We start from the raw sequence: 23,264 nt of genomic DNA, 5'->3' as shown, positions 1-23,264 counted from the left end.
GCGTTGCCATGCAGGGCGACCCCGAGGTCATCGAGTTCCTCAACGAACAGTTGACCGCTGAGCTGACCGCGATCAACCAGTACTTCCTGCACGCGAAGATGCAGGAGAACTTCGGCTGGACGAAGCTCGCGAAGTACACCCGGTCGGAGTCGTTCGACGAGATGAAGCACGCGGAGATCCTGACCGACAGGATTCTCTTCCTCGACGGGCTGCCGAACTACCAGCGGCTCTTCCATGTCCGGGTGGGCCAGACGGTCACCGAGATGTTCCAGGCCGACCGCCAGGTCGAGGTCGAGGCGATCGACCGCCTGCGGCGCGGCATCGAGGTCATGCGCGCCAAGGGCGACATCACCTCGGCGAACATCTTCGAGTCGATCCTGGAGGACGAGGAGCACCACATCGACTACCTCGACACCCAGCTCGAACTGGTCGAGAAGCTGGGCGAGCCGCTGTACATCGCGCAGCTCATCGAGCAGCCGGAATCCTGACGGACGGTCCCGCCGGCCGGCGCGCCGCGGTGCCGTAGCCGCGCTTCGCGGCCCCGGTCAGGCCGCCTGCGCGGCGGCGGGCGGCTCGTTGGCGCCGGGCACGGCGATCCGCTCGGCGCGGGCCGCCGCCGGGACGTCCGGCTCGACCCGTGCCGCGGCCGGCTGCTCCGCGCCGCGGGCGTCCGCGAGCATCGCCGCGAGGCGCTGGGTGCGGGTGGTGGCCGGGGCGGCGCCGCGGCCGAGGAGGCCCTGGATGCGCTTGACGCAGGAGCCGCAGTCGGTGCCCGCCTTGCAGGCGGAGGCGATCTGGCGCGGGGTGCAGCGGCCGTCGTCGGCGTGCTGCTTGACCTGCTGCTCGGTGATGCCGAAGCAGGAGCAGACGTACACGCGGTCACCGCCGATCAGGGCCCAGGAGTGCCTCAGGAGCTGAGGTTACCCTTACCTTACCCGGCGCCCCTGGTCAGGAAAAGCGCCGAGGGGCGCGGATCGGTGTGATCCGCGCCCCTCTGGACGAAACGGCCGGTGGGGCCGCCGCGCGCTACTGCCCGCGGTACATCTCGGCCACGAGGAAGGCCAGGTCCAGCGACTGGCTGCGGTTGAGCCGCGGGTCGCAGGCCGTCTCGTACCGCTGGTGCAGGTCGTCGACGAAGATCTCGTCGCCGCCGCCGACGCACTCGGTGACGTCGTCACCGGTCAGCTCGACGTGGATGCCGCCCGGGTGCGTACCGAGGGCGTGGTGCACCTCGAAGAAGCCCTTGACCTCGTCGAGCACGTCGTCGAAGCGCCGGGTCTTGTGGCCGGAGGCCGCCTCGAAGGTGTTGCCGTGCATCGGGTCGGAGACCCAGGCGACCTGCGCGCCGGACGCGGTGACCTTCTCCACCAGCGTCGGCAGCTTGTCGCGCACCTTGTCGGCGCCCATCCGCACGATGAAGGTCAGCCGCCCCGGCTCGCGCTCCGGGTCGAGGCGCTCGATGTAGGAGAGCGCCTCCTCCGGGCTGGTGCCGGGACCGAGCTTGATGCCGATCGGGTTGCTGATCCGGGACGCGAACTCGATGTGCGCCCCGTCGAGCTGCCGGGTCCGCTCGCCGATCCACACCATGTGGCCCGACACGTCGTACAGCCGGCCGGTCCGCGAGTCGGTACGGGTCAGCGCGGTCTCGTAGTCGAGCAGCAGCGCCTCGTGGGAGGCGTAGAACTCGACCGTGCGGAACTCGGCCGGGTCGGTGCCGCAGGCGGCCATGAAATTCAGCGCGTTGTCGATCTCGCGGGCCAGCGCCTCATAACGCTGCCCGGACGGCGAGGACTTGACGAAGTCCTGGTTCCACGCGTGCACCTGGCGCAGGTCGGCGTAACCGCCGGTGGTGAAGGCGCGCACCAGGTTCAGCGTGGACGCGGACGCGTGGTACATCCGCTTGAGCCGCTCGGGGTCCGGGATGCGGGCCTCGGGGGTGAAGTCGAAGCCGTTGACCGAGTCGCCGCGGTAGGTCGGCAGGGTCACGCCGTCGCGGGTCTCGGTCGGCTTGGAGCGCGGCTTGCTGTACTGCCCGGCGATCCTGCCGACCTTGACCACCGGCACGGACGCCGCGTAGGTGAGCACCGCTCCCATCTGGAGCAGCGTCTTGAGCTTGTTGCGGATCTGGTCCGCGCCGACGGCGTCGAACGCCTCCGCGCAGTCACCGCCCTGGAGCAGGAACGCCTCACCCTTGGCCACAGCCGCCAGGCGACTGCGCAACTGGTCGCACTCCCCCGCGAAGACGAGCGGCGGATACGAGGCGAGGTCGGCGATCACATCGCGCAGAGCCTCGGAGTCGGGCCACTCAGGCTGCTGCGCCGCGGGAAGAGAATGCCAGGTGTTGTCACCGGCGTGGATATCTGCGTTCACGGTCACGGGCCCAACATTACGGGGTCGTGTCACGTGCTTATGGCCCCGCTCAGGAAGTGAGACGGACCCGGTGGCCACCATCGGTCGAAAACGGAGGCGAAAGGTCCGGCGGGCGACACGGACCCGGTCCACTCCTGCCCCTTCCGTGACTGCTAATGTCTGGCCGCCTAGGCCCGTCGGGCTGATTGCACGAGCGGTCCAGCAGCCGAAGGGGCCGTTCGCGATCCGCCGGACCGGCCCCAGGGCCGGTGACCGCCAAACCCCGCGGTCATCAAGGGGAGGGCGCGCGACTCGCGTGCCGGAATAGCCGAGGGCTGCGCGTTGACACGTAGACACCGCCGGAAGAAATCACTGATCGCTTACGGAGCCGCCGCCGTCGTGCTGGCCTCCGTCGCCACCTACGGCACCATCGCCATCGCGACACCGTCATCCGGGGGCGGGACGGACGCGAAGGCGGATGGCTCCACCACCTCGTTGCAGGACGCCTTCGCGTCCGCGGCGAAGGAGTTCAAGGTCCCGCAGAGCGTGCTGATGGCCGTTTCGTACCAGCAGACGCTGTGGGAAGCGCACAACGGACAGCCGAGCACTACGGGCGCGTACAACGTCATGGGGCTGACCCAGGTCGAGCCCGAGGACCTGGAGGAGTCGAGCACCGCCGACAAGCTGGCGGAGGTGAACCTCAGCGGCGACCCGGTGGTCACCAAGCACTTCAACGCCGCGCGGGCGCTCAGGTCCGACCCGGCGAAGGTGAACACCGACGACCCGCGGCTGCACACGCTGGACGCGGCGGCCAAGCTGACCCGTACCTCGCAAGAGGACGTACGCACCGACGAGCGGCAGAGCGTCCGCGCGGGCGCCGCGCTGCTCGCGCGGTACCAGAAGGAGGCCACCGGCTCGCTGCCGGCCGACCCCGGCCAGTGGTACGCGGGCATCGCGCGCTACAGCCAGTCGACCGACCCGCAGGGCGCGCAGCTCTTCGCGGAGCGCGTGCTGGGCTCGGTGAAGACCGGCGTCAGCCGGGTCACCACCGACGGCCAGTCGCTGACGCTGCCCGCGGACCCGACGGTGCGGGTGGTCAAGCCCGCCAAGGTCCCGGTGACGGCGACGTTCGCGAGCACGGCGGCCGTCCCGACTCCGGAGTGCCCGGCCGAGCTGCACTGCACCTTCGACCCGGCCGCCTACGCCAAGGCCGGTTCCGCGGCGGACGACTTCGGCAACTACAACGAGTCGAACCGGCCCGCCAACGGCGAGGACATCCGCTACATCGTCATCCACGACGCCGAGGGCACCTTCGCGGGCACCCTGGCGACGTTCAAGGACGTGTCCCGGTACGCCAGCGCCCACTACGTGGTCGGCGGCCAGGGCCAGGTCGCCCAGGCCGTGGAGACCAAGAACGAGGCGTGGCACGCTGCCAACAAGACCGTGAACATGCACTCGGTCGGCATCGAGCACGAGGGCTACGCGATCAAGAACGGCCAGTGGGTCTCCGAGCAGGAGTACCAGTCCTCGGCGACGCTGGTGAAGTACCTGGCCGCGAAGTTCAACATCCCGCTGGACCGTGAGCACATCATCGGCCACGACGAGGTGCCGGGCGTGCTCGACACCAACGTCAGCGCGCAGCACTGGGACCCGGGACCGTTCTTCGACTGGAACCACTACATGTCGCTGCTCGGCGCGCCCGACGGCGCCGGCGGCGCGGGCGGTCCGGTCAAGGCCGGCCAGCTCGTGCGGGTCGTCCCGCCGTACAGCACGGCGAACCAGCCGAAGCTGACCAACGGCGGCACCGCGGTGGCCGCGCAGCCCGCGAACTTCCTGTACCTGTACACCTCGCCGTCCACCACCGCCGCGCAGCCGACCGACCCGTACGTCGGTACGGGCCCGCTGCCGACCGAGGGCTCCAACTGGTCGAACAAGGTCCTCGCGGGCGGCGCCTACGTCGTCGCCGAGGCGCAGAACGACTGGACGGCCATCTGGTACGGCGGCAAGAAGCTGTGGTTCCGCAACCCCGGCGGCCAGTACACCTCGGTCGTCGCGCCGACCAGCGTGATCACCCCGAAGACCGGCGCGACCTCGATCCCGGTCTACGGCCGGGCGTACCCGGAGGACGCGGCGTACACCGGCACCAATGTGCCGGTGCAGTCGCAGAACAACGCGTCGCTGACGAAGTACAGCGTGCTGTCCGGGCAGGCGTACCCGACGGCGGGTGTGCAGAAGGCGGGCGACTACTGGTTCGCGGGGACCTTCGCGGGCACCGCGGCCGGTGACCGCACGCTGGTGCAGGGCAAGACGAACCTCTTCTACCCGATCCGGTACAACCACCGGATCGCCTGGGTGAAGGCCAGCGACGTCCAGCTCAAGACCAGCACGGCGGCGGACTCCGGCACCACGCGCTACAACCTGCTGGCCCGCGACGCCTCCGGCGGCCTGTACCAGTACCAGGGCACGGGCAGCGCGACCACGCCCTTCTACACGAAGTTCAAGGTCGGTCCCGGCTGGCAGATCTTCAACACGGTCACCGCGATGGCCGCGCTGCGCGCGGACGGCACCGGTGACCTGGTGGCCCGCGACACCTCGGGCGTGCTCTGGTACTACCAGGGCAGCGGCAAGCCGTCCGGGCCGTTCAAGGCGCGGCTGAAGACCGGGGCGGGCTGGGGCGTCTACAACATGATCATCGGCGCCCGGGACATCACCGGGGACGGCAAGCCGGACCTGATCGCGCGCGACTCCTCGGGCAACCTGTGGCTGTACAAGGGCACGGGCAACCCGGCGGCGCCGTTCGCGGCCAAGGTGAAGATCGGCCCCGGCTGGAACATCTTCAATATGCTGATCAGCACGGGTGACATCACCGGCGACGGCAAGGCGGACCTGCTGGCCCGCGACACCGCCGGTGTGCTGTGGCTGTACAAGGGCACCGGCAGCCCCACCGCCCCGTACGCGGCGCGGGTGAAGGTCGGCGGCGGCTGGAACGCGTACAACACCATCGTCGGGGTCAGCGACCTCAACGGCGACGGGAAGCCGGACGCCGTGGCGCGGGACGCCTCGGGCACCTTGTGGTTCTACAAGGGCACCGGGACGGCGACGGGCGGACCCTTCGCTGCCAAGTCCCAGATCGGCGGCGGCTGGAACGCGTACAACCTGCTGTTCTGACCCACCGCCGCCGCGCGTGACCACGGGCCCGGCCCGCGGGTGGAACCGGCTGTCCCACCCGCGGGCCGTGCGCTAAGGTCGGCGGTATGAACGCGCCGACAACGACGATTCAGTCGCTGAACCAGAACTGGTGGTGGACCGCTCCTCCGGCGGCCCACTGATCGCGCGCACGACACTTCGCGAAGGCCGCCCCCAGGGGCGGCCTTCGGCGTTTCCCCGCCGGGCCGGCCGCCCCTTCCGAACTCCCTTGGAAGGAACCGCCGTGCACGTCACCCAGCCCACCCCGCACGCCCTCGTCGAGCGCCTGACCGCCCCCGGCTGCCCGCCGTTCGCGCTGCTGCACCGCCGTACGCCCGGCCGCCCGGACGCCGTGGTGGAGGTGCTGCTCGGCCCGGTCGGGTCCGTCGAGCGGCTGGCCGACATCCCGCTGCCGACGGGTGCGCCCGCCGACGGCTCCCCGGCCACCGACGCGCTCGCCCTCGTCCCGTTCCGGCAGATCCGCGAGCGCGGCTTCGACGTCCACGACGACGGCACCCCGCTGACCGTCCTGCGGCCCGACGAGTCGTACGCGTTCGCGCTCGCCGACCTGCTGGCCGCGCTGCCCGACCGCGAGGTACGCGTCGAGGGCGGCGACTTCGACGTGGACGACGACACGTACGCGGGCATCGTCGAGCGGGTCATCGAGGACGAGATCGGGCGCGGCGAGGGCGCCAACTTCGTGATCCGCCGCACCTTCCGGGGCACGGTCGCCGACCACGGCCCGGACGCGGCGCTCGCGCTCTTCGCCCGGCTGCTGCGCGGCGAGCGCGGCGCGTACTGGACGTATGTGGTGCACACGCCCGAGCGGACCCTGGTCGGGGCGAGCCCCGAGGTGCACGTACGGATGTCGGGCAGCGCGGTGGTGATGAACCCGATCAGCGGCACCTACCGCTATCCGGCCGAAGGGCCGTCGGCCGAGGGGCTGCTGGCGTTCCTGCACGACCCGAAGGAGGTGGAGGAGCTGACGATGGTCGTGGACGAGGAGCTGAAGATGATGTGCACCGTCGGCGACCTCGGCGGGGTCGTCGTCGGCCCGCGGCTGAAGGAGATGGCCCATCTCGCGCACACCGAGTACGAGTTGCGCGGGCGCTCCACCATGGACGTGCGGGACGTGCTGCGCGAGACGCTGTTCGCCGCGACCGTGACCGGCTCACCGGTGCAGAACGCGTGCCGGGTCATCGAGCGCTACGAGCCGGTCGGGCCCGACGGCGCGGGGCGCGGCTACTACGCGGGCGCGCTCGCCCTGCTCGGCCGCGACGCGGGCGGCGCGCAGACCCTGGACTCGCCGATCCTCATCCGCACCGCCGACATCTCCCCGGCCGGGGAGCTGAAGGTGCCGGTCGGCGCGACCCTCGTCCGGCACTCCGATCCGTACGGCGAGGTCGCCGAGACCCACGCCAAGGTCGCCGGGGTGCTGACCGCCCTCGGGGTCCGCCCGGCCCCCGCGGCCCCGGCGAGCGGGGCACGGCCGAGGCTGGCCGACGACATCCGGGTACGGGCGGCGCTGGACGCCCGGCGGGCGCACCTCGCCCCGTTCTGGCTGCGGATGCGGACCGCGCGTACGGACGAGGCGCCGCCGGCCGGGCACGCGCTGGTGGTGGACGGCGAGGACACCTTCACCGCGATGCTCGCGCACGTCCTGCGCTCCTCGGGGCTGGCCGTGACGGTACGGCGCTTCGACGAGCCCGGTCTGCGGGAGACCGCCCTGGGCCACCCGGGGCCGGTCGTCCTCGGCCCCGGGCCCGGCGACCCGTCGGACACCGCCGACCCCAAGATGCGGCTGCTGCGCGGCCTGGCGGCCGATCTCGTCGCCCGGCACCGGCACGGCATCCTCGGGGTCTGCCTCGGCCACGAACTGCTCGCCGCCGAACTCGGCCTCGACATCGTCCGCAAGGCGCGTCCCGCGCAGGGTGCCCAGGAGCGGATCGACTTCTTCGGGCGCCCCGAGACCGTCGGCTTCTACAACACCTTCACCGCCCGCTGCGCCCCCGGTTCCGCCGTCGCGGAGGAACTGGCCATGCACCAGGTCGAGTTGAGCCTGGACCCCGCCACCGGCGACGTCCACGCCCTGCGCGGCCCCGGCTTCGCCGGCGTCCAGTTCCACCCCGAGTCCGTCCTGACCCTGAACGGCCCCGCCGTGGTGGCCGAGCTGCTGACGTCGGTGACGGTCGCAACCTGAAGGTCCGCCCGGCGGGCGGCGGTTCCTCGTTCCTCAGGGGCGCGAGGAACCGCGCGGCCACGTCCCACCGGCCGGTGGGAGGGATCAGACCGCGAGCGGCTCGGCCTGCGGGGCGAGTGCCGCCACGCTGTGGCTGATCGCGCAGCTCCCCGCACTCCTCGGGGGCAGCGTCATGAGCGCGGTCACCGCACGCAGCATCGACGCGCCGTCCGCCGTGCCGTCGAGCACGAGATCGGCACGGGCCCTGGACGGGGCGACGTAGGCCGCGTGGCGTTCGCGTCCGCTCTGAAGGTAGTTGAGGAGGGAGAGCCGCGGGTCCTGGCCGAGGACGTCGATCTTGCGGAGGATCTTCCGGGCCAGCCGGATGTCGTCCGGCGTGTCGACGTAGACGCGCCAGGTGGCGCGGGCGACGACGGCGGGGAGGGTGAGGGCGAACAGGCCCTCGACGACGACCAGCCGGTACCGTCCGCCGGAGGTCGCGGCGTCGACGGCCGCCGTGACGGCCCCCTCGTCGATGGAACCCGGATGGTTCCAGTCCAGCGTGTCGGCGCCCGAGGCGCTCCGCGTACGTACCCCGCGCACAGGATCGTGCGCGGGGACGTAGAAGTCGTCGAGATGGATGAGACCGACGGTCTCCGGGTCATGCCGCGCCAACGCCTCGGCAAGCGTGGACTTGCCGGATGCGGTGCCGCCTGCGACCGCCAGTAGGGGCACGTGCTGCCCACTCGCCACACCCGTCATACCGGGCGCTCCTCATGTGCTCAATGGGGGGAAACGAAGCGGCGGGACTGGACAGGTCCGATGCCGGGTGGAGGGAGAATAGGGCGAGGAGATCGCTGGTGACAAGCGGTGTCGGGCAAGCGACGGGCAAAAGAATTTCCGGCGGGGAGCAGCCCTAGCCGAAGAAGACGCCGACCTCCTCGTAGAGCAGCGGATCGACGGTCTTGATACGGGCGGTGGCGTCCGCGATCGGCACCCGGACGATGTCGGTGGCGCGCAGCGCGACCATCGTGCCGAAGTCCCCGTCGCGGACCGCCTCGATGGCGTGCAGGCCGAAGCGGGTGGCGAGCCAGCGGTCGAAGGCGCTGGGGGTGCCGCCGCGCTGGACGTGGCCGAGGACGGTGGTCCTGGCCTCCTTGCCGGTGCGCTTCTCGATCTGTTTGGCCAGCCATTCGCCGATCCCGGAGAGCCGGACGTGGCCGAAGGAGTCCAGGGTGCCGTCCTTGAGGACCATGTCGCCGTCCTTGGGCATGGCGCCCTCGGCGACGACCACGATCGGCGCGTAGCGGATCTTGAAGCGGCTCTCGACCCACGCGCAGACCTGGTCGAGATCGAAGCGCTGTTCCGGGATGAGGATGACGTTGGCCCCGCCCGCGAGGCCGGAGTGCAGGGCTATCCAGCCCGCGTGCCGTCCCATGACCTCGACGACCAGGACGCGCATGTGGGACTCGGCGGTGGTGTGCAGCCGGTCGATGGCCTCGGTGGCGATGTTGACCGCGGTGTCGAAGCCGAAGGTGTAGTCGGTGGCGTCGAGGTCGTTGTCGATGGTCTTGGGGACGCCGACGACCTTGACGCCGTGTTCGTCGTGGAGGGTGGCTGCCACGCCGAGGGTGTCCTCGCCGCCGATCACGATGAGCGCGTCCACGCCCTGTTCGACGAGATTGCGCTGGACGCGCTCCACGCCGCCCTCGACCTTGAGCGGGTTAGTGCGGGAGGACCCGAGTATGGTGCCGCCGCGCGGCAGGATGCCGCGCACGGCCGGGATGTCGAGCGGCACGATGTCCCCTTCGAGGGGACCGCGCCAACCGTCCCGGTAGCCGGTGAATTCGTACCCGTACTCCTGGACGCCTTTACGGACGATGCCGCGAATGACCGCGTTGAGACCTGGGCAGTCACCGCCGCCGGTCAGAACTCCGACCCGCATGGACTCTTCCCTTCGTCGCAAGCCAGCTGTGCCGGATGTGACAAACACCGGCCAAGCTAGCGTGACTTGGGTCACATGTCGCCGTCCAGGTCGCCGTCAAGACCGGCCTCGATCGCGTATCGGACAAGCTCGACGCGATTGTGGAGCTGGAGTTTGCCGAGGGTGTTCTGCACGTGGTTCTGCACGGTCCGGTGGGAGATGACCAGGCGCTGCGCGATCTGCTTGTAGCTCAGGCCCTTGGCGACCAGCCGCAGCACCTCGGTCTCGCGTTCGGTGAGCCGGGGCGCGGCGGGTTCGCCGGTCGTGGCGGGCGGCGGCACGGTCGCGAGCCTGCGGTACTCGCCGAGCACGAGTCCGGCCAGGCCCGGTGTGAACACCGGGTCGCCGACGGCGGTCCTGCGCACCGCGTCGACCAGTTCGTCCCGGCCCGCGGACTTCAGCAGATAGCCGGTGGCACCGGACTTCACCGCCTCCAGGACGTCCTCGTGCTCGCCGCTGGCGGACAGCACCAGGACGCGAATGGCGGGGTCGTCCGACATGACCTGCTTGCACACCTGCACGCCGGAGGCGCCGGGCAGGTTGAGGTCGAGGACGATCACCTGCGGGCGGGCGGCGCGCGCCCGCCTGATCGCCTCGGGGCCGTCGCCCGCGGTGGCCACCACCGTGAAGCCGGAGTCGGACAGATCGCGGGCCACGGCGTCGCGCCACATGGGGTGGTCGTCGACGACCATCACCGTCACGGACTGATCGGTCATGCGGTCCTGCTTCCCTCTGTCTCGCTGAGTACGGGCACGGGCCGGGACACGGGGTCAGGGCCGGATACGGGCGCGGGGTCGGATACCGGATACGGGTGCGGGGTCGGATACGGGTGCGGGGTCGGTGTCCTCCGGCTCGGACACGGGCGGGGGTCCGGGCTCGGACACGGGCGCGCGGTCGGGCTCGGCAGCGGGCGCGGTGTTCTTCGACGGCCCCCTGGGCAGCCGCAGTTCGACCTCCGTGCCCTGGCCCGGCACCGACTCCACCACGGCGGTGCCGCCGAGGTCCCGCAGCCGGCCGCGGATCGACTGGGCGACACCGAGCCGCCCCTCGTCCTCCGCCGCGGCCAGCCGCCCCTCGGAAATGCCCGGGCCGTCGTCCCGCACGCTGACCAGCACCGCGTCCGGCTCGTCCTCGACCAGAATCCAGGCGTGCGCGCCGTCACCCGCGTGCTTGCGCACATTGTCCAGCGCCGCGCCCACGGCGGCGGTCAGTTCGGCCGCCGCGTCCGGTGCGAGCAGGACGGGCGTGCCGGGCGCGGACAGCGTGACGCTCGCCGAGGCGTACGGCGTGAGGAGCGTGGTGAGGTCGTGCGGGCCTGACGTCAGGGCGTCACCGGCGCCGCGCGCCTCGGGCAGCGGGCCGCCGGTGATCAGGGTGCGCAGCGCGGCTTCCTGCTCGCCCGCCATCCGGCCCAGCTCCGCGGCCTCTCCCCCGGCCTGGTTGCCGCGCCGCTGCACCATGGCGAGCACCTGGAGGACGCCGTCGTGGATGTCGCGGGCCAGCCGCTCGCGCTCCCGGGTGGCGGCCTCGATCTGGAGGGCGCGGGCCAGGGTGCGCTCACTGGCCCGCGCGACCTCGACCACATAGCCGATGGCGATGCTCGCCACCCAGATCAGCACGACATTGTGCAGGGTGTCGCGGCCGGGGGTGCCGCGCTCGATCAGGTCAGCGGCGGCGACCAGCGTGGAGGCGACCGCGGCCCACCGCCAGCCGCCCTTGACGGCGAAGGCCAGCACCGAGCCCGCGGTCCATATCGACGGCAGCGTGAAGGAGCCCGAGTCGATCCTGGCCTGGGTGTCGACCACGGCGGTGAGCAGGATGCCGGTGATCGCGACCGTGAGGTCGATGGTCAGGAAGCGCTTGGTGCAGCGCTCGGCCGACATCACGCGGCCGAGCGTGGACAGCGTCCACACCGCGAGCACCAGCATGTACGCACCCGCGCCGAGCGGGTGCAGCAGGTCGTGGTACGCGTAGACGTACAGCGACAGCGCGTAGCCGAGGGTCAGGACACGGTAGGCGACCAGCGCGCGCCACAGCGGCTGTTCGACGGACATCCTCATGCCGGGTCCCCTCCCCCGCGGCCGGTCACTGGCCTGCGGGTTGCTCCTGCTTTATGTCGCCGGGGCCGCCCTCGCCGGTTCCCCCGGAGCCGGAGTCCCCGGTGCCGGAGTCCCCGCCCGTACCGGATTCCCCGCCCGTACCGGAGTCGCGGCCCCCCGCCTTCTCCAGTTCGGCGGCGCGCTTGGCGGCCTCGGCGATCTGGCGCTTGGCGGCGGTGGCGTAGATGTCCACGTACTCCTGGCCGGACAGCTTCATGATCTCGTACATCACCTCGTCGGTGACCGAGCGCAGGATGAAGCGGTCGCCCTCCATGCCGTGGTAGCGGCTGAAGTCCAGCGGCTTGCCGATCCGGATGCCGGGGCGGATGGAGAGTTTGGGCATCACCTGGCCGACCGGCTGCACCTTCTCGGTGTCGATCATCGCGACCGGGATCACCGGGGCGCCGCTGGCCAGCGCGACACGGGCGAGCCCGCCGGGCTTGCCGCGGTAGAGGCGGCCGTCGGGCGAGCGGGTGCCCTCGGGGTAGATGCCGAACAGCTCACCGCGCTCCAGCACCGCGATGCCGCTCTTGACCGCGGCCTCGCCCGCGCCGCGCGCGCCCGAGCGGTCCACCGGGAGCTGTCCGACGCCCTTGAAGAAGGCGGCCGTCAGCTTCCCCTTGACCCCGGGGGAGGTGAAGTATTCGGCCTTCGCGATGAAGGTGACCTTGCGGTCCAGCATCGCGGGCAGGAAGAAGGAGTCCGAGAAGGACAGGTGGTTGCTCGCCAGGATCGCCGGCCCTTCCCTGGGGATGTTCTCCAGGCCCTCCACCCAGGGGCGGAAGGCAGCCTTGAGCGGCGAGCCGATGGCGATCTTCATCGCACCGTAGAACAACCGAGGACCTCCTGTAGCCGACGGGAAGACCTTAACGCCAGTCGGGCCCGGTCTCTCCCCACGCACCCCGGCACCGCGGCCACGCCGTGACGACATCACGGCACCGTCGTGCCGCCGCCATGAAGGTGCCATGGTCACGCCACGGCCGCCCGGGCCACGCTCGCCGCGGCCACCGACGGGGCTTACCGCTTGGTATCCGGTCCGCGTACGCTGAACCTCTCACCTTCGTGTACCCGCGATCGCGCCCTCGAACAGGAGACCCACGGTGCCGCTCATGCCCGGAGCCGAGCCGTACCGCCATGACGGCGGCGAGATCGGCGTCCTGATCTGTCACGGATTCACCGGTACACCGCAGTCCATGCGTCCCTGGGGCGAATATCTGGCCGCCCGCGGGCTGACCGTCTCCGTTCCCCTGCTGCCCGGCCACGGCACCCGCTGGCAGGACATGCAGGTCACCGGCTGGCAGGACTGGTACGCCGAGGTCGACCGCGAGCTGCGGTCGCTGTCCGACCGCTGCTCGCAGGTCTTCGTCTGCGGTCTGTCGATGGGCGGCACACTGGCGCTGCGGCTGGCCGAGCGGCACGGCGCCGCGATCAGCGGGCTCGTGCTGGTGAACCCGTCGGTGAAGGCCGACAGCCTCCAGCTCAAGGCGGTGCCCGTGCTGCGGCACCTGGTGCCGTCGGTGCCCGGTATCGCCAGCGACATCGCGCGTGAGGGCGGCGCCGAGCTCGGCTACGACCGGACGCCGCTGCACGCCGTGCACTCGCTCAACAAGTTCTGGCCCGTCGTGCACGCCGGGCTGCCGCAGGTCACCCAGCCGCTGCTGCTCCTGCACAGCAGGGTCGACCATGTGGTGCACCCGTCGAATTCGGCGGTGGTGCTCAGCAAGGTCTCCTCGACCGATGTCACCGAGCGGGTGCTGGAGCGCAGCTTCCACGTCGCCACGCTCGACCACGACGCCGAGCAGATCTTCACGGAGTCGTACGACTTCATCCAGCGGCTGTCCCGGCCGGGCGGGGAGCCCGCAGGGGACCTCGCCGAGGGCGGCGCGGCCGACGAAGCGGTAAAGGGGGGTACGGCCGGTGGCTGACCGCGAGGACGAGGGCACCGCACCGCAGGAGGAGCCGGCCCGTCCGCCGCTCGACGAGGACGCGGCGTGGGCCGCGCTGATCGCCGGCTACGACGACGAGCCCGAGCCGGGGTCGGTGGCGTGGCCGGACTCGGAGAACGTCACGGAGACGGCCTCGGGACCCACCACGTCGGGCACGGGTCAGCGGCCGGGCGACCGGTCGGCGGACGGCTCGGGGGCCGGCTCCGGGCGCGCCTCGGGGAACAGCCCGGGGGACGGCTCGGCGGACGCGGAGAAGGACGGCGAGAAGGACGACGAGGGCGAGGCCGGGACCGGCACGAAGGCGGACGCCGGACGTCCCGCGCTGCCCGGCTCCAGCCGCAGCATCGTCGTGCACCCGGTCATCCAGGGTCCGCGCGACTACGAACTGGCCGACGACGACGAGGACGCGCATTACGTGCCGCCCGAGCCGCCGCCGCTGCCCGACGCGGACGTCACCACGAAATTCGCCTGGATCGCGGTCCTGGGCGGACCGCTGCTCATGCTGGGCTTCGTCCTCTTCCAGGTCGAACTCACCTGGTGGGCCATCCTCTTGGGCGTCGGCGGATTCCTCGGCGGCTTCACGACGCTGGTCGCGCGGATGCGTACGGGAGAGGACGACGACGACCTGCCGGGCGGCGGGGCCGTCGTCTGAGGCCCCGCGTCCCTGACGAGGAGCGGCGGCGGGGCTAACCCGCCGCTTCCACCTCGGCTTCTGCCTCGGCACCGGCCCGCGCGTCCGCCCCGGCCTCCGCTTCCGCGTGGCCCTCCGCTTCCGCCTCCATCGCGGTGGCGGGTACGCGGAGCGCGGCGAGCACCGGCATGTGGTCGGTGGCCGCGTACAGATCGGCCTCGTTGACTCCGGGCAGGCCCAACGGGACCCCGCAGCCCAGCACCTCGATGCCCGGTGTGCTGAAGACGGCGTCGATCCGCTGGAACGGCGCCCGGTGGTTGGTGATCTCGGCGCCCCACGGCGCGGTGGCGTAGCCGTCCTGGAGGACGTCGGCGATCCGGGAGAAGCCGGGGCGGTCCGGCGGCTCGTTGAAGTCGCCGCCCAGCACCACATACGGCTCGCCCATCGCGGCCACCCGGTCCAGTACGTATCCGGCCTGCTCGTACCGCTCGGCGGGCGACAGGCTCAGGTGCGTGGAGACGGCGGCCAGCCGCGCGCCGCCGATCCTGAGCACGGCGGTCGCGAACCCCCGCTGGTGCAGCGGGGGCCGGTGCGGCATGAGCGGATCCTCCGCCCGCTCCACATGCGCGCGGAGCGAGGAAAGGATCATCGGGCCCGCGGCGGTCGCCCCGCCGGTCACGTACACCAGGCCGGACGCACGGGCGAGGCGGGCCGCGGCCTTACGCCATCGGAAGAACCGCGGAGCCTCTTGGACGAGGACGAGATCGGGGGCGCAGGCTCGGATCACCCGGGCCAGCGCCGCCGTGTCGTCCCGCATGGAACGGATGTTGTAGCTGAGCACGCGGACGACCGCCGAGCCCCCCGGCTCGGTGGCGGAACTCGGCAGATCCTCCACTGTCATCGTGTCAGCCCTGTCGTGCCAGGTCGGCCGCGCCCACCAGCCCCGCCTTGCCGCCGAGTTGGGCGGCCAGCACCTGCGCGTGCGGACGCCACTCCCCGCCGATCAGCCAGCGCCGGAAGGACTTGCGGATCGGGTCGAGGACCAGTTCGCCCTCGTCCGACACACCGCCTCCGACGATGAACGCCGACGGGTCGAAGAGCGAGGCCAGGTCGGCCAGCCCCGCGCCCGCCCAACGGGCCAGCTCGCGGAAGGAGTCGACGGCGACCGGGTCGCCCTGGCGGGCGGCGGCACTGATGTGCCTGCCCTCGATGCCGTCCACCGTGCCGTCGCCGAGGGCGAGCAGCACTTCCGCGTTCTCCGGGGTCGCGTTGGCCCGCTGCTTCGCGTACCTGACCAGCGCGCGCCCGGACGCGTACTGCTCCCAGCAGCCCTGACTGCCGCAACCGCACAGCAGCCCGTCGGGCACGACCCGGATGTGACCGAACTCGGCCGCGACGCCGAACCGGCCGCGCCGCAGCTTGTTGCCGATGATGATGCCGCCGCCGAGACCCGTTCCGAGCGTGATGCAGATCACATCGGAATGGCCCTGCCCGGCACCGAACCGGTACTCGCCCCAGGCCGCCGCGTTGGCGTCGTTCTCCACGACCACGGGGAGCCCGACACGCTGCTCGACCTTGTCCTTCAGTGCCTCGTGCCGCCAGTTGATATTGGGGGCGAAGAGGACGGTGGCGCGCTTGTCGTCGACATAGCCGGCGGCGCCGATGCCGACGGCTTCGATCTGGTGACCGGTGCTGACCTGGCGTACCGCCTCCACGATCGCGTCGATGACGCCCTCGGGAGTCGGCGGCGTCGGCACCTTGACGGTCTCGAGAATCGAGCCTTCCTCGTCGACCACGCCGGCCGCGATTTTGGTGCCGCCGATGTCGACGCCGATGGTGAGTCCCATGTGTCCCTCAGTTTTCGGTCGATCCCCGCTTAGGAGAACCGTACCGGAGGGGAGGTCAGTCGAGGTCGATGTGTTCAGTCGGTGAACTCGGAGCGCGGTCCTCGCCCGTCCACCGCGTCTCGTGTTGGGCCACCGCAGAGCGGTATGCGGCGAGCAGTTCGGCTCCCGCGGCCGTCAGATGGTCGAACACATCCGGATTACGGTCCTTGATGGGTTCGACAACTGAACGCACCTGGGACATGACGCCCTGGGCGGCCATCTGTACCGCGGGGTTCCGCAGCGCCCCCAGTTTGTCCGTGACGGCCTCGCCGAACGCCTCCGCGAGGCGGCGCAGCTCCTCGCCCGCGCTGCCGACTCCCTGCCCCGCCTGCTCGCGCCGTCTGGCGTGCTCGGCCGCGATGTCCTCGGCGCTGGCCTTCGCCCAGGCGTCGGCGTCGGGACGTTCCGTGGATTCGCTCATGATCGGCTCCAAAAGGGGCGCTCCGGGCTGGTTGCGTCGGCTCCCTCGACGGTACCCGACCGGCCGACGGGACAGCGGGTACCGGCGGCAGGCAGCCGGGAACGGGCAGCCGGCGCCGGGGAGCCCGGGGAGGGCCGGGGGCGCCCGCTCAGTTCGGCCAGAGCGCCGGGTCGGGCGTGAACCGTACGCGCAGCACGCCGTCCCGCAGCGCGGCGCCGGAGACCGTACAGCGGCGCAGGGCGGACGGCAGCGGCACGATCCGCCGGAAGCCGCCCGCGTCCAGGACGAGTTCGTCGCCGCGGCGGACCAGGTCGAGCCCTTCGCGGCTCGCGCCGGGCAGCGGCAGCGACCACACGAAGTGGCCCTCGGCCGCGAGGCGGTCGTCGACGGTCCAGGGGTCCGCGGCCCGCGAACCCGAGACACCGGCTTGCGGAGAGCGGTGCTCGAAGGTGTCGACGGCCAGCGCCGCCAGTTCCGCGGGTCCTCGCGGTTCCGCGCCCAGGTGCGGCAGTTCGCGCAGCGCCACCGCGTCGGCCGCGCAGGTCTCGGCCATCGCCTTGAGCCGGTCCTGCTGGCGGGCGCCGAGCCCGGCGAGGAAGGGGTCGGCGGAGTCGGCGGGCAGCAGGCGGTTGGCGACCACGGCTTCGAGGCGGTGGCCGAACAGGGCGAGTCCGGTACGGGCGTCGCGCAGGACGCGCTCGGCGTGCGGTCCCGGCTCCACGACGACCGCCACGGTCGTCCCGGTGTCCTCGATCACCGACTGCACGGCGGACAGCTCGCGGTCGGCGCGGGCGGCGGCCTCGTACGCCCACTCGGCGGGCATCGGGACCCCGGCGAGCTGGGCGAGCACCGGGCGCAGCGCGCGGGCCGCCTGCCGGTCGGCGGGCAGCAACCGCCGCAGGTAGCGCCGCAGTTGTTCCGGCAGGGCGAGCAGCGCGACGGCGTCGCGCACGGGCGGCAGGTCGACGACGACCAGGTGCCACGGCGGCCGGTCGTCGTGGCCGACGGTGTGCACGTCGCGCAGCGCCCGCAGCAGGGCGAGCGCGTCGGCGCCGGGGACCTCGGTCAGCTCCTCGGGGTCGAGGGGGGCCGCGCCGAGCATGTCGAGCAGGGTGCCGATCCGCTGCTGGAGGTCGAGGGTGGCGGCCCGGTAGGAGGCGGCGGTGTCGACGGCCGCGACCCGCAGTTCCGGCACGCCGTCCACCGCGCTGGGGCGGCCGAGCGCGGGTGATCCGGACAGCGGTCCCACGGCCTCGGGCGCTGCGGACAGCGGCAGCAGGGCGGCCACGTCGGCGCGGTCGCCGGTGAGCAGCACCGTACGGACGCCGTCGCGGGCGGCGGCCACGGCGGTCGCCGCCGCGACCGTGGTGCGGCCCGCGCCTCCGTGGCCGGTGACGAGCAGGGTGCGGGGCGGTCGCGGGGCGCGGGTCACCGGGTCAGGCCGGGTCGTCGGGCTTGGCGGCGGAGTCGGCCGCGGCGTCGGCGGAGTCCGGCGTGCCGGCCGCGTCCCCGCTCTCGCCGCTCCCGGACTCGACGCGCTTCTTCAGGCCCGCGAGCGCCCGGTCGATGATGACCTTCTCCGCCTTGCGCTTGATCATGCCGAGCATGGGGATCTTGACGTCCACGGTGAGCTGGTACGTCACCTCGGTGCGCGTGCCGCCGTCGCGCGGCGCGAGGGCGTAGGAGCCGTCGAGGGTGCGCAGCATCTGGGACTTGACCAGCGACCAGCGCACCTCGGTGGCGCTGATCCAGGTGTACGCCAGGGTGTGGTCGTCCTTGATCGCCCCGGCGTCGAGCACCAGCCGGACCTGCTCGGCGCGGCCTTCGGCGTCGGTGGCGAGGACTTCCGCCTCCTTGACCTCTCCCGTCCACTCCGGGTAGCGGCCGAAGTCGGCGATGACGCCCATGACGGCGGCCGGAGCCGCCTCGATCGTGATGCTCGACTTCGTGTGTTCCGCCATCGCCGTAGCCCCTCCGGGACATCGCATGCCATTGCTGCTGAAGGCTACCGCGTGCAGGTGGGGCGGCCGTCACCGCTGCGGGCGCCGCCGGTCGCGTCCGGCGGCCGGGTCACCACTCCAGGACCCACGGCCGGCGGGTGTGGTTGAAATGCCCGACGTTGACGCATTCGGTGCGGCCGATCCGGGTGCGCGGCACCAGCGGCTGGTGGACGTGGCCGAAGAGCGCGAATTTGGGCCGGACGGTGTGGATCGCCTCCAGCAGCGCCTGGCTGCCGCGCTCGAAGCGCCGGGCGGCGGTGTCGTAGCAGAGTTCCGGGATCGCGGGCGGGATGTGGGAGCAGAGCACGTCGACCGGGCCGAGGGCGGCGACCTTGGCCGCGTACTCCTCCTCGGAGATTTCGTACGGGGTGCGCATCGGGGTGCGCAGGCCGCCGCCGACGAAGCCGAAGACCCGGCCGCCGATCTCGGCGGTCGCGCCGTCCAGGACGGTGGTGCCGGGGCCCGCGTACTCCGGCCAGAGGGCCGGGATGTCGACGTTGCCGTAGGTGGCGTACGTCGGGGCGGGGAAGGCGGCGAACAGCTCCGCGTACTGCTTGCGCACCGCGGACTCGATGGCGGTGCGCCGGTCGGTCCCGGCCCACAGCTCCTGGTCCAGGACCCTGGCCTCGTCGAAGCGGCGGGCGGTGCGCAGCTCGACCATCCGGTCGGCGTTGGCGACGCCGAAGAGGTCGGGGAAGATGCCGCGGGAGTGGTCGGCGTAGTCGAGGAAGAGGACCAGGTCGCCCAGGCAGACCAGCGCGTCCGCGCCGTCCCCGGCCCGGCTCAGGGCCTCGGCAGCGCCATGGACGTCACTCACCACATGGACCCGCATGCGGACACTTTATAGCCGGACAGACCCTAGCGGGTCAGCGGCGGCCCGGCCGGGCGCTGGACTACTCTTCCGGGCAGGAACCCAGCCGCTCCGCCCCGGTGTGTGAAGCGCGTGTGATGTGTGTGTGACGCTGAGAACATCTGTACGGCCCCCCTATCGCCAGAGCTTTACCGATGGGTAACGTCCACGCCGTCCACATCTTCCCTCCGGGTGCGCCGTGGCACCGATGAGGAGCAGCCGCCTTGCGTGAGTTCAGTCTTCCGGCCCTGTACGAGGTCCCCGCGGACGCCAATCTGACGGATCTGATCCGCCGCAACGCCGCTCAGCATCCGGACACCGCCGTCGTCGCCCGCAAGGACTCCGCGGGCCGGTGGCAGGACGTCAGCGCGACGGGTTTCCTCGCCGAGGTGCGCGCCGCCGCCAAGGGTCTGATCGCCTCGGGCGTGCAGCCGGGCGACCGGGTGGCCGTGATGTCCAGGACGCGGTACGAGTGGACGCTGCTGGACTTCGCGATCTGGAGCGCGGGCGCGGTCACCGTGCCGGTCTACGAGACGTCGTCGGCGTCCCAGATCGAGTGGATCCTCAGCGACTCGGGCGCGGTCGCGGCGGTCGTGGAGTCCGAGCCGCACGAGAGCGCGGTGGAGTCCGTACGGGAGCGGCTGCCGCGGCTCAAGCACCTGTGGCGGATCGACACCGGCGCGGTGGACGCGCTGAACGCGGCGGGTACCGACATCTCCGACGCGGTGGTGGACGAGCGCAGCGCGAGCGCGGGCGCCGACTCCCCCGCGACCGTCGTCTACACCTCGGGCACCACGGGCCGCCCCAAGGGCTGTGTGCTGAGCCACCGCAGCTTCTTCGCGGAGTGCGGCAACGTGGTGGAGCGGCTGAGCCCGCTGTTCCGTACCGGCGACTCCTCGGTGCTGCTCTTCCTGCCGCTGGCCCACGTCTTCGGGCGGCTGGTCGAGGTCGCGGCCGTGATGGCGCCGATCAGGCTCGGCCATGTGCCGGACGTGAAGAACCTCACCGACGACCTCGGCTCGTTCCGGCCGACGATGGTGCTGGGGGTGCCGCGGGTCTTCGAGAAGGTCTACAACACCGCGCGGGCCACGGCGGAGGCGGGCGGCAAGGGCAAGATCTTCGACCGCGCGGCGGCCACCGCGATCGAGTACAGCCGGGCGCTGGACACCACGGCGGGCCCGTCGCTGAAGCTGCGGTTCACGCACAAGGTCTTCGACCGGCTCGTCTACGCCAAGCTCCGCGCGGTCCTCGGCGGCCGGGCCACCCACGCGATCTCCGGCGGCGCGCCGCTGGGCGAGCGCCTCGGCCACTTCTACCGCGGTATCGGCTTCACGGTGCTGGAGGGCTACGGCCTCACCGAGTCCTGCGCGGCCACGGCCTTCAACCCCTGGGACCGTACGAAGATCGGTTCGGTCGGCCAGCCGCTGCCGGGGTCGACCGTGCGGATCGCGGACGACGGCGAGGTGCTGCTGCACGGCGAGCACCTGTTCACCGGGTACTGGAACAACGAGGCGGCGACCGCGGAGGCGGTCTCCGACGGCTGGTTCCACACCGGTGACCTGGGCTCGCTCGACGAGGACGGCTATCTGTCGATCACCGGCCGGAAGAAGGAGATCATCGTGACGGCGGGCGGCAAGAACGTCGCGCCCGCGGTGATCGAGGACCGGATCAGGGCGGACGCGCTGGTCGCCGAGTGCATGGTGGTCGGTGACGGGCGCCCGTTCGTGGCGGCGCTGATCACCCTGGACGAGGAGTTCCTGCCGCACTGGGCCGAGCAGCACGGCAAGGCGGGCGCGGGCGTCGCCGAGCTGGCGGCCGACCCGGAGCTGCTGGCGGCTGTGCAGCGCGCGGTGGACGAGGGCAACGCGGCCGTCTCCAAGGCCGAGTCGGTGCGGAAGTTCCGTATTCTGCCGACCCAGTTCACGGAGGAGTCCGGCCACGTCACGCCGTCGCTGAAGCTGAAGCGGAATGTCGTCCTGACGGACTTCGCGGCGGAGATCGAGGCCCTTTACCAGCGCTGAGGTTCTGTCCTCACACGCCGGACGGGCTGATTTCGGCGAGGGCGCTGTCCATGAGCCGCTCCGCGAGCGCGGTGATCGTCACGAACGGGTTGACGCCGATGGAGCCGGGGATCAGGGAGCTGTCGGTGACGTAGAGGTGGTCGTAGCCGCTGACACGGCCGTACGCGTCGGTGGCGCGGCCGAGCGGCAGGCCGCCCAGCGGGTGGTAGCAGAAGTCGTCGGCGAAGGCTTTGTTGCCGCCGAAGAGGTCGTAGCGGTAGATCGTGCCCTGCTTGCGGTTGATCCGGTCGAAGAGGGTCTTGGCGGCCTTGACCGAGGGCTGGTTCTGGGCGAGCGTCCAGTTCAGCCGGGCGGAGTCCGTGGCGGCGTCGTAGGAGAAAGTGCCGCGTTCGGGGTTCTTGGTGATGGCCAGGTAGAGGCTGATCCAGGTCTCGAAGCCGATCGGGAGCGGCGCGATCTCGGCGAAGACCGGGTTGCTCGCGTTGGACCAGTCGTCGATGCCCATGACGGGGATGGTGGACTGGTGCGCCCCGGTGGGATTCCACAGGTAGTTGGCGCGGGCGAGCATGATATTGCCGTTGCCGCCCCAGGCGGTGCCCACGCTCGCGTTGAGTTGCGGGAGGGTGCCGGTCTCGCGGGCCCTGACCAGGATCTCGGTGGAGCCGAGGCTGCCCGCGGCGAGGAAGAGGTAGCGGCAGCCGACCTCGCGGGTCTCCACGACCGCGCCGGTCAGGTCGATCCGGTCGACGGTCAGGACGTACGTGCCGTCGGCCGCTCTTCTCACGGCTCTGACCCGGCTGAGGGTCTCTATGGTGACGTGTCCGGTGCCGAGCGCCGAGGCCAGATAGGTCTTGTCGACGCTGCGCTTGCCGTGGTTGTTGCCGTAGATGACCTCCTGGTCCAGCGCGGACTTGGTGGCGGTGCCCGCGGCCTCGGCCTTCATGTACGAGAAGTCGTACACGTTCGGCACGAAGGTGGTGCTGAGGCCGGCGCTGTGGGCCTGGTCGCGGGAGACGCGGGCGAACTGGTACCACTCGGTGGACTCGAACCAGGCGGGGTCGACGGTGTTGACGCCGAGCATGCTGGTGGCGCGCGGGAAGTACGTGGAGTACATCGCGGTGGAGTCGACCTGCGGGAGGACTTCCTCGAAGTACGCGCGCGACGGGGTGACGGCCATGCCGCCGTTGACCAGGGAGCCGCCGCCGACGCCGCGGCCGACGTAGACGGACATGTCGCCGTAGTGCACGCGGTCCAGGACGCCGGGGTAGGGGGTGATGTCCTTGTTGACGAGGTCGAGCCAGAGGAAGGTCGCCAGCGGCGCCTCGGTGCGGCTGCGGAACCACATCGACCGCTGGTCGGGCGAGCTGGTGTTGCAGAAGATCTTGCCGTCGGCGGCGGGGGTGTCCCACAGCCGTCCCATCTCCAGGACGGTCGTGGTGACACCGCGCTGGCCGAGCCGGAGGGCGGCGACGGCGCCGCCGTAGCCGGAGCCGATCACGATCGCGGGGCTGAAGGTGGTGGCGGCGGGCTCCGCCTGCGCGGCGGACGCGGGGGTCGCGGAGAGCGCGATACGGGTGAGGCCGAGTGCTGCTGCGGTCTGGAGGGCGCCGAGTCCCAGAAAGTGACGGCGCGTCAGGTCTGATGTCATGCGCGCATGATGGGCGGGTCCGCGTGAACCCTCCATGCCCATGACGCATGGTCTTTTACGGCGG

20 protein-coding genes are annotated in these 23,264 nt (G+C 71.7%); 6 read left to right on the top strand and 14 right to left on the bottom strand.

From position 1 onward, the window contains the following. Positions 1-8 precede the first annotated feature (8 nt). Positions 9-488, top strand: a complete 480-nt coding sequence (gene bfr / locus ACZ4EF_RS29645) for a bacterioferritin (protein ID WP_188284346.1) — start codon at positions 9-11, stop codon at positions 486-488. Between the two features lie 57 nt (positions 489-545). On the opposite strand, the gene ACZ4EF_RS29640 is transcribed toward bfr, so the two are convergent. Both ACZ4EF_RS29640 and ACZ4EF_RS29635 read right to left on the bottom strand, forming a co-directional pair. Continuing rightward, on the bottom strand, positions 546-875 hold the full coding sequence (locus tag ACZ4EF_RS29640) for a (2Fe-2S)-binding protein (RefSeq protein ID WP_391159792.1): 330 nt from the start codon (positions 873-875) through the stop codon (positions 546-548). A 151-nt stretch (positions 876-1,026) separates the two neighbouring features. Further along, complete coding sequence (locus ACZ4EF_RS29635) at positions 1,027-2,376, bottom strand: class II 3-deoxy-7-phosphoheptulonate synthase (RefSeq protein ID WP_355334194.1); 1,350 nt, start codon at positions 2,374-2,376, stop codon at positions 1,027-1,029. A gap of 375 nt (positions 2,377-2,751) precedes the next feature. On the opposite strand from ACZ4EF_RS29635, the gene ACZ4EF_RS29630 reads away from it, so the two are divergent. Both ACZ4EF_RS29630 and ACZ4EF_RS29625 read left to right on the top strand, forming a co-directional pair. Then, on the top strand, positions 2,752-5,517 hold the full coding sequence (locus ACZ4EF_RS29630) for an N-acetylmuramoyl-L-alanine amidase (protein ID WP_467507195.1): 2,766 nt from the start codon (positions 2,752-2,754) through the stop codon (positions 5,515-5,517). Positions 5,518-5,779: 262 nt separating this feature from the next. Then, positions 5,780-7,735, top strand: coding sequence for an anthranilate synthase family protein (locus ACZ4EF_RS29625; RefSeq protein ID WP_467507154.1), 1,956 nt, complete (start codon positions 5,780-5,782; stop codon positions 7,733-7,735). 84 nt (positions 7,736-7,819) lie between these two features. Here the strand turns inward: ACZ4EF_RS29625 and ACZ4EF_RS29620 are convergent, their stop codons facing one another. The 5 genes from ACZ4EF_RS29620 to ACZ4EF_RS29600 form a co-directional block, all read right to left on the bottom strand. After that, on the bottom strand, positions 7,820-8,476 hold the full coding sequence (locus tag ACZ4EF_RS29620) for a uridine kinase family protein (protein ID WP_391159794.1): 657 nt from the start codon (positions 8,474-8,476) through the stop codon (positions 7,820-7,822). A gap of 154 nt (positions 8,477-8,630) precedes the next feature. After that, the gene (locus ACZ4EF_RS29615) at positions 8,631-9,659 is read right to left on the bottom strand and encodes a 6-phosphofructokinase (protein ID WP_355334200.1); all 1,029 of its coding nucleotides are present in this window, start codon (positions 9,657-9,659) and stop codon (positions 8,631-8,633) included. Between the two features lie 71 nt (positions 9,660-9,730). Continuing rightward, positions 9,731-10,414: a response regulator transcription factor gene (locus tag ACZ4EF_RS29610; RefSeq protein WP_355334202.1), complete on the bottom strand. Its 684-nt coding sequence runs from the start codon at positions 10,412-10,414 to the stop codon at positions 9,731-9,733. 54 nt (positions 10,415-10,468) lie between these two features. Then, positions 10,469-11,758, bottom strand: coding sequence for a MacS family sensor histidine kinase (gene macS / locus ACZ4EF_RS29605; RefSeq protein ID WP_467507151.1), 1,290 nt, complete (start codon positions 11,756-11,758; stop codon positions 10,469-10,471). A 25-nt stretch (positions 11,759-11,783) separates the two neighbouring features. Then, positions 11,784-12,632 carry a lysophospholipid acyltransferase family protein gene (locus ACZ4EF_RS29600; RefSeq protein WP_467507149.1) on the bottom strand — a complete coding sequence of 283 codons (849 nt, stop codon included), beginning with the start codon at positions 12,630-12,632 and terminating at the stop codon, positions 11,784-11,786. Between the two features lie 265 nt (positions 12,633-12,897). Between ACZ4EF_RS29600 and ACZ4EF_RS29595 the strand changes: the two genes are divergently transcribed. Continuing rightward, positions 12,898-13,722 carry an alpha/beta hydrolase gene (locus ACZ4EF_RS29595; protein ID WP_467507147.1) on the top strand — a complete coding sequence of 275 codons (825 nt, stop codon included), beginning with the start codon at positions 12,898-12,900 and terminating at the stop codon, positions 13,720-13,722. Beyond that, positions 13,715-14,395, top strand: a complete 681-nt coding sequence (locus ACZ4EF_RS29590) for a hypothetical protein (protein WP_391043914.1) — start codon at positions 13,715-13,717, stop codon at positions 14,393-14,395. The genes ACZ4EF_RS29595 and ACZ4EF_RS29590 overlap by 8 nt, the downstream gene beginning before the upstream one ends. Positions 14,396-14,429: 34 nt before the next feature. Here the strand turns inward: ACZ4EF_RS29590 and ACZ4EF_RS29585 are convergent, their stop codons facing one another. The 6 genes from ACZ4EF_RS29585 to ACZ4EF_RS29560 all read right to left on the bottom strand — a co-directional run bounded on the left by ACZ4EF_RS29585 (position 14,430) and on the right by ACZ4EF_RS29560 (position 19,513). Continuing rightward, complete coding sequence (locus tag ACZ4EF_RS29585; protein ID WP_467507145.1) at positions 14,430-15,275, bottom strand: endonuclease/exonuclease/phosphatase family protein; 846 nt, start codon at positions 15,273-15,275, stop codon at positions 14,430-14,432. Positions 15,276-15,279: 4 nt separating this feature from the next. Continuing rightward, positions 15,280-16,221, bottom strand: coding sequence for an ROK family glucokinase (locus ACZ4EF_RS29580; protein WP_355334214.1), 942 nt, complete (start codon positions 16,219-16,221; stop codon positions 15,280-15,282). Positions 16,222-16,276: 55 nt separating this feature from the next. Continuing rightward, on the bottom strand, positions 16,277-16,681 hold the full coding sequence (locus ACZ4EF_RS29575; protein ID WP_355334216.1) for a DUF5304 family protein: 405 nt from the start codon (positions 16,679-16,681) through the stop codon (positions 16,277-16,279). A 148-nt stretch (positions 16,682-16,829) separates the two neighbouring features. Further along, positions 16,830-18,113, bottom strand: coding sequence for an ArsA family ATPase (locus ACZ4EF_RS29570; RefSeq protein ID WP_467507142.1), 1,284 nt, complete (start codon positions 18,111-18,113; stop codon positions 16,830-16,832). Positions 18,114-18,117: 4 nt separating this feature from the next. After that, positions 18,118-18,642 carry an SRPBCC family protein gene (locus ACZ4EF_RS29565; RefSeq protein WP_467507140.1) on the bottom strand — a complete coding sequence of 175 codons (525 nt, stop codon included), beginning with the start codon at positions 18,640-18,642 and terminating at the stop codon, positions 18,118-18,120. Positions 18,643-18,751: 109 nt separating this feature from the next. Next, entirely contained in the window at positions 18,752-19,513 is a 762-nt protein-coding gene (locus ACZ4EF_RS29560; protein WP_355334223.1) for a metallophosphoesterase family protein, read from the bottom strand. Between the two features lie 242 nt (positions 19,514-19,755). Here ACZ4EF_RS29560 and ACZ4EF_RS29555 point away from each other — a divergent pair, with 242 nt between their 5' ends. Continuing rightward, positions 19,756-21,552: an AMP-dependent synthetase/ligase gene (locus tag ACZ4EF_RS29555; protein WP_355334225.1), complete on the top strand. Its 1,797-nt coding sequence runs from the start codon at positions 19,756-19,758 to the stop codon at positions 21,550-21,552. A 10-nt stretch (positions 21,553-21,562) separates the two neighbouring features. On the opposite strand, the gene ACZ4EF_RS29550 is transcribed toward ACZ4EF_RS29555, so the two are convergent. Then, positions 21,563-23,200, bottom strand: coding sequence for a GMC oxidoreductase (locus ACZ4EF_RS29550; RefSeq protein WP_401852905.1), 1,638 nt, complete (start codon positions 23,198-23,200; stop codon positions 21,563-21,565). Between the last annotated feature and the right edge of the window lie 64 nt (positions 23,201-23,264).

The organism is Streptomyces sp. NPDC025721 (genome assembly GCF_055558595.1).
The sequence above is the reverse complement of the archived record's forward strand: the minus strand, read 5'-3'. Positions and strand labels throughout refer to the sequence as shown.